The sequence below is a fragment of the Alienimonas chondri genome (assembly GCF_013036045.1).
Classification (GTDB): Bacteria; Planctomycetota; Planctomycetia; order Planctomycetales; family Planctomycetaceae; genus Alienimonas; species Alienimonas chondri.
Genome location: NZ_WTPX01000252.1, coordinates 1 through 4,162, shown reverse-complemented (window position 1 = coordinate 4,162; position 4,162 = coordinate 1). Strand labels below are relative to the sequence as shown.

General features: G+C 70.8%; 1 protein-coding gene. It reads left to right on the top strand.

Features of this window, described 5'->3' with window-relative positions; genetic code table 11:
* The first annotated feature begins 201 nt into the window (after nt 1–201).
* A complete protein-coding gene (locus LzC2_RS21665; protein ID WP_174977624.1) occupies nt 202–4,125 on the top strand; it encodes a hypothetical protein in 3,924 nt (1,307 codons plus the stop codon).
* Nucleotides 4,126–4,162: the final 37 nt, after the last annotated feature.

The following is a 4,162-nucleotide window of genomic DNA, read 5'->3' as shown; positions in this document are numbered from 1 at the left end:
CGCACAGCCTGACCCCGCACGCCCCGTACGCCAACCCCGCCCGCGGCCGCATTTGCCGCCACGTTGACTCGACGGACGCATGAATGTCCCGCCGGCATTGGCCTAATCCGCCGCGGATTGCGGCTCCTCAATTGCGCTCGTATCGTGACTGCGTCCCTTTCGGGACTCGTTTCCGGCCCACTGTTCACCCTCCGCTTTCGCATGTCGTACGCCTCCACTCCGCGACCGGTCCGGCCGTGGGCGACGGCCCTGCGGACGAGCCTGTGCGGCTTGGCGCTGCTCTGCCTCGCCGGGCCGGCGCTCGGGCAGGACGACGACGGCTCCGCGTTGGACGGGCCGGAGCGCGCCTTCCTGGAAGGCCTGCGCGACCGGGGGATGGCGGACTTCGCCCTGCTCGAAATCGATCGTTTGGCCGCGGCGGAAGACACGCCGGCGGAGCTGGTCGCGGCGCTCCCGTTTGAACGCGCCCTGACGCTGCTGAGCCTCGCCCGCAACCCCTCCGCCGCCGGCAACGCCCGCGCCCGATTGGACGAAGCCGCCGCGCTGCTGGAGTCCTTCGCCCAGGGCAATCCGAACAGCCCGCTCGCCGGGGACGCCCAGTTCCTGCGGGCGGAGATCCTCCAACAAGCCGCCGCCGATCTGTTGGAGTCGGACGACCCCGTCGCCCTGCCGGAGGAGACGAAGACGCAGGCCCGCCAGTTGCTGCAAGATGCGGAGCGCGTGTACGGCGACGCGCGCACCGCGTTGGAGAAGACGATCCGCGACATCGGCCTGGAGCAGCGGGACGAAGCCGCCGCCGCCCGCCGCCGGGCCGCTCAGGGGCGGTTGATTCGCGCCCGCGTCGAGGCCGCCCGCGTGATCTTCCGCCGCGCCGAGACCTATGCGGTCGGCACGCCGGACCGCACCCGCCTGCTGGACGAGGCGGACGCTCCGTTGGAGGAGCTTCGGAAGGACTCCCGTATCTCGATCGGCTCGTTGCCCGGGCGCATCCTGCAGGCGCAGATTCGCACCGCCCGCGTGCCGGAGGAGCCCGCCGCGGTCGAGGCGCTGAGCGGGGGGGCGAAGGACGCCGCCGTGCAGAACCTCACCGTCGCCGCGACGATCCTGAAGGAAGTCCTCGATCAGCAGCCGCCCGACGGCGCCTCCAACGCGGTGCGGGACGCGGTCGAGGCGCTGCGCGGCACGGCCCAGCGGTTGCGGCTGTCCGTGCTGAACCATCCGCTCAAAGCCGATTATCAAACCGTCGTCACGCAGGCCACGCAGTGGTTGGACGGCGACCGGGCCCGTCTCGGGACGGACTCCGGCGCCGGGGTGCTGTTCGAACGCGGCATCGCCCAGGAGCGCGGCGCTCCGGAGGAGGAAGGTCGCGATCGCACCCGCGCGCTGCGGGCCGCGTTGGCCGACTTCCAAACCGCCGCCCGCCGCAGCCAGGCGATCAGCGGCGTCGCGAAGGAAGCCGCCGCGCGGGTGCGGACCTCCCTGGGTCTGGACCGCGAGGAACCCCGCACCTTCGTCGAAGCGTTCGACGCCGCTCAGGATCAGTTGCGTCAGCTCAAGGAGAAGCAGGACGCCGTCAAAGCGGCCGAAACCCCCGCCGATAAAGCGGCCGCTCAGGAAGACCTCGACGCCCTGCTGGCCGAGACCTCCCGGCTGCTGAACCTCGCCAACGAACTGGCGGACGGAAACACGGACCTCGGCGAGCTCAGCCGCGCCCGCTACCTGCTGGCGTGGGTGAACGTGCAGTCCGGCCGCCACTACGAAGCCGCCGTGCTGGCGGAGTTCGTCGCCCGCAACTTCACCCCGCCGGCCCCCGATGCGGAGAGTGAACAGGACGGCCCGGACCAGTCCGGCATCCCGCTGGAAGCCGCCAGCACCGCGGCGCTCGCCTGGACGCAGGCCTACACGAACCGCCCGGCGGGCACGGACGGCTCCTTCGAACTGGCGCAGCTCGGCCGGATCGCGGATTGGATCTCGGAGAAGTACCCCGCCAGCGACCGGGCCAGCGCCGCCCGCATCACGCTGGGCCGCGCCCTGATGAGCGACGGTCAGATGGCCGACGCCGCCGAGGTGTTCGCCACCGTCCCGGAAAGCGACCCCGCCTACGCCGACGCCCAGCTCAAGGCCGGCGACGCCCTGGTCCGACGCTCCCGCGAGGTCGCCGCCATGGACGTCCCCCCGGCCGACGAGAGCGTCGACGCCCTCCGGCAACAGGCGATGGAGCGCCTGCAAACCGGCGTGACGAAGGCGGAGGCGGTGCTCTCCGGCGAGGCGAAACCGTCGGAGCAGCTCATCATCGGCAAAACGACGCTCGCCCAATTGAAGAACGGCGCGGGGGACTTCCAGGCGGCCTCCGACCTGCTCACCGGCGGCAAGGCCAAGGTGCTCGACGCGATCGCCGTGGAGGACGGCGCCGAACGTCCGCCCCGCGGCGTGACCAGCGCCAAGTTCGCCGGTCTCGCCTATCAAACGCTGTTGCGGTCGCAGATCGGCCTGAAAGACATTCCCGCCGCCCAAAATACAATTCAAGACATTCAGCGGGTCAGCGACGGCGGCAACGTCGGGCTGTTCCGCAGTCTGGGCGAGGAGATCCAGCAGGAACTCGCCGATATGCCGCCCGGCCCGGAGCGCGACGAAGCCCGCAAGAACCTCGTCGGGTTCCTCGATCAGATCGCCGGTTCCGACGATCAGACGTTCGGGTCGTTGATGTGGGTCGCGGAGACCTACGGCGGCCTCGCCGAGAGCCTGCCCGCGGGCAGCGGGGAGGCGTCCGGCTACCTCAACAAGGCCGCCACGGCGCTGCGGAAGGTGCTCAAGGATTATCTCCCCGAGGGCGACGCCCGCGCCGCGGCCGAAAGCGGCGTGAAGCTGCGGTTGGGCGAGCTGCTCGCCGAAGCCGGCAAGTACCAAGAGGGCTACGAACAGGTCAAAGCGGTGCTGGAAGAGAAGCCCAACGCCCTCAACGGCCAGATCGCCGCCGCGAACCTGCTGGCCGATTGGGGCGAAGCGGACGGCGACGGCCCGACGCTCGCCAAAGCCCTCGGCGGCGACGGCGAAGCGGTTTGGGGCTGGGGCAAGATCTCCCAGATGCTCGCCCGGCAACTGGCCACCCCCGAGGGCGATCGGTTCCAGGCGGACTACAACAACGCTCGCCTGCGCATCCCCGCGGTCCGAGCGGTGCTGGCGGAGACGAAGTCCGGCGACGAGAAGACCGCCGAGTACGTCAAAGCGGAGAAGGAACTGCTCTCCTGGCTCACCCTGACCGACCCGGCGAAGATCGCCGAGGACACCCGCCGCGACGCCGAGGATCTCTATCAAAGCCTGCAGGAAGGCCGGGGCGTGGCGGTTCCGAAGCCGCTGCCCAGCGACCCGACCGCAGCCCCCGGCGAGGACGACCCGCAACTCGCCGACGGCGACGGCGGCCCGCAAACCCCCGGCGCCCCGCAGGCCGCCGAGGAGGAAGACGCGGAGGAAGGGCCGAACGTCGTGCTGCTGGGCGTGGGCGTGGGGGTCCTCGTGCTGATCACGATCGGGGCGATCATCGCGTTCCGTCCCAAGCCGCGAAAACGGGCGGCCCGCCGTTCGTCCGGCACGCCGAAGGACGATCACGCCACGCATGCCAAGATGAAGGGGCACGGGGTGGTCCGCAGTTCGCTGCCGGAGCTGGCCCCGATCCCCGCCGCTGTCCCGGACGTCGTGGATGAGGGACCGGTCGGCACCGATTTCCCGGACTTCAGCGCCCTGCCGCAGAAGAAGTCCTCCAAGCCCGCCGCCGGGACCGCGCCCCGCACGCGGTCGGGATCAAGTTCCTCCGGGAGCAGTTCGTCGGGATCCGGTTCCTCGGGAAAAACGCGACGAACGTCGAGTTCCTCCGCCGGGTCGTCTACCGCGGGGTCCTCCTCCGGGAGTTCGTCCTCGGGGGGTTCGTCCTCCGGGAAGACGCGGCGGTCGTCGAGTTCGGGGTCCTCCGGTTCGAGTTCGTCCGCGACCTCGAAAGACGGCAAGACGGTCCGCCGGCGGTCGTCGTCGTCGGGGTCTTCGTCCTCCGATTCGTCGTCCTCCGGTTCCAGCTCATCCGGTTCGTCGGACACGCCCCGCAAGCGTCGGCCGAAGCCGCCTTCGGAGTAACCCCCTCCGCTTTCCGCCCCCCGGTTCGCTCCGGCCG

Excerpts from the sequence above, each read along its gene's own strand:
- LzC2_RS21665 (WP_174977624.1), top strand. The coding sequence starts at position 202 with ATGTCGTACGCCTCCACTCCGCGACCGGTCCGGCCGTGGGCGACGGCC.